Below are 1837 nucleotides of genomic sequence, written 5' to 3' on the forward strand. Positions count from 1 at the left end.
GAAGGTGGATTTTCGGACCCTTCATGACTATTTCCCCTCTGACTTGCGGGGTCAATTCTTCATGCCGCTAAGGGGTCAATTTAGGCTGTCGCCTGACAGCGGGCATTGATGTGGGATCGCAGTGGCATGTGGTGGCGGTACCCCCTCAACGCGATCCCGACCCGGTGCGGACCTTTCAAAGTTTCACCGGCGACCTTCAGCGGTTGGCCGACTGGCTCGTCGCCTGTGGGGTCAAGACAGTGGCTATGGAATCCACGGGCGTCTATTGGATACCGTTATTCGAGGTACTGGAAGCACGGGGTCTTCACGTCTGCGTCGTCAATGCCCGCGACGTCAAGCACGTTCCCGGCCGCAAAACGGACGTCAACGACGCCCAATGGCTCCAACGCTTGCACACCTACGGCCTTCTGCGGGCCAGCTTTCACCCCGCAGCCGACATCGCCGCGTTGCGGGTTTACCTGCGCCAGCGCGAGCGTCTGCTGGATTATGCGGCGGCTCACATCCAGCACATGCAAAAGGCGCTGACGCAGATGAACCTGCAACTGCACCCTGTCGTGACGGATATCACCGGCGTGACTGGCATGCGGATTATTCGAGCCATCTTGGCGGGTGTGCGAGACCCGGCGGTACTGGCGAGTTATCGCGACGTCCGCTGTAAAGCCTCCGTCGAGACCATCGAGCGGGCCTTACAGAGGGGCACTATCAAGCCGAGCATCTGTTCGCGCTGGGGCAAGTCGTCGCGCTGTATGACACCTATCAGACGCACGTCGCGGCGTGCGACCGGGAAATCGAGGCCTTTCTCGCTCGCCTGCGGATCAATCCAGCGCCAGACGGCCAACCCGCCCCTGCGCGACACCGAACTCGGCAAGCCAATGAACCCGCCTTTGACGTTTGTGCAGCGCTCACTGCCGCTGTGGGCACTGATCTCACAAAAATCCACGGCTTTGGACCGTATCTGGCCTTGAAAAGGGTCAGTGAATGCGGCACCGACCTCTCACGTTGGCCAACCGCTCAACACGTTACGTCCTGGCTATGCCTCTCACCGGCCAACAAGGTTTCTGGCGGCAAGGTTCTTTCCACCCGTACCCGACGCTCCAAGAATCGTGCGAGCGCCTTGCTGCGCTTGGCCGCTGTCAACGTGGGTAAAACCCAAACCGCCCTGGGCGCTTTCTATCGCCGCTTGGCGACCCGAATGGGTAAGGCCAAGGCCGTTACCGCCACCGCCCGGAAACTCGCCGTGCTGTTCTACAACGTCTTGCGCTATGGCAAAACCTATCAAGATCCGGGAGTAGAACACTACGAACAGCGCTACCGCGCACGCATCCTACAAAACCTGACCCGCCGCGCTAAGGCGCTGGGTTATCACCTTGAACCCGATCCTCTGCACTCACCCGTCCTAAGTGGAGTTTCTTAGGAAAGCCGCCCGGTTTTGACGGTGGAGACACTAGCGCGGCTTTACCGTCCGTATCAAACCCGACTCTCGCTGAAAGCCTTCATGCGGGTGATGGGCCAACCGTATTGGCGACTACGGGACTATCTGCGGGATGGTACGCAACGACGCCAGCGGGCAACGGCTCACGGGTGCCTGGGTGCAAATAGCGGCGGCGGCGCAACCGACCTATGGGTACCGTCGGGTCTGCCAGGCGCTGCGCCAACAGCACCGACCGATCGGACGTGAACGGGTCCGCCAGCTCATGGGCGACCTGGGCTTGCAGCCACCACCACCCTTGAAGAAAAAGCGCCCAGCGCCGACGGTGACCGCCGAGCGTGATGGGCCGCCAGGGCGACGGCTTCAGATCGACGCCACCCGGTTTCGCTTGGACGATGGCGTCGCCTG

General features: G+C 61.4%; 1 protein-coding gene and 1 pseudogene. Both read left to right on the top strand.

Annotated features, from left to right (window positions below):
- The first annotated feature begins 92 nt into the window (after positions 1–92).
- Positions 93–1414: pseudogene (locus BN873_RS14385) on the top strand (IS110 family RNA-guided transposase).
- Positions 1415–1544: 130 nt separating this feature from the next.
- Positions 1545–1837, top strand: a 293-nt coding sequence (locus BN873_RS14390; protein ID WP_048675107.1) for an IS3 family transposase, incomplete at its 3' end; no start/stop codon positions are given.

Source organism: Candidatus Competibacter denitrificans Run_A_D11 (genome assembly GCF_001051235.1).
GTDB classification, from domain to species: domain Bacteria; phylum Pseudomonadota; class Gammaproteobacteria; order Competibacterales; family Competibacteraceae; genus Competibacter_A; species Competibacter_A denitrificans.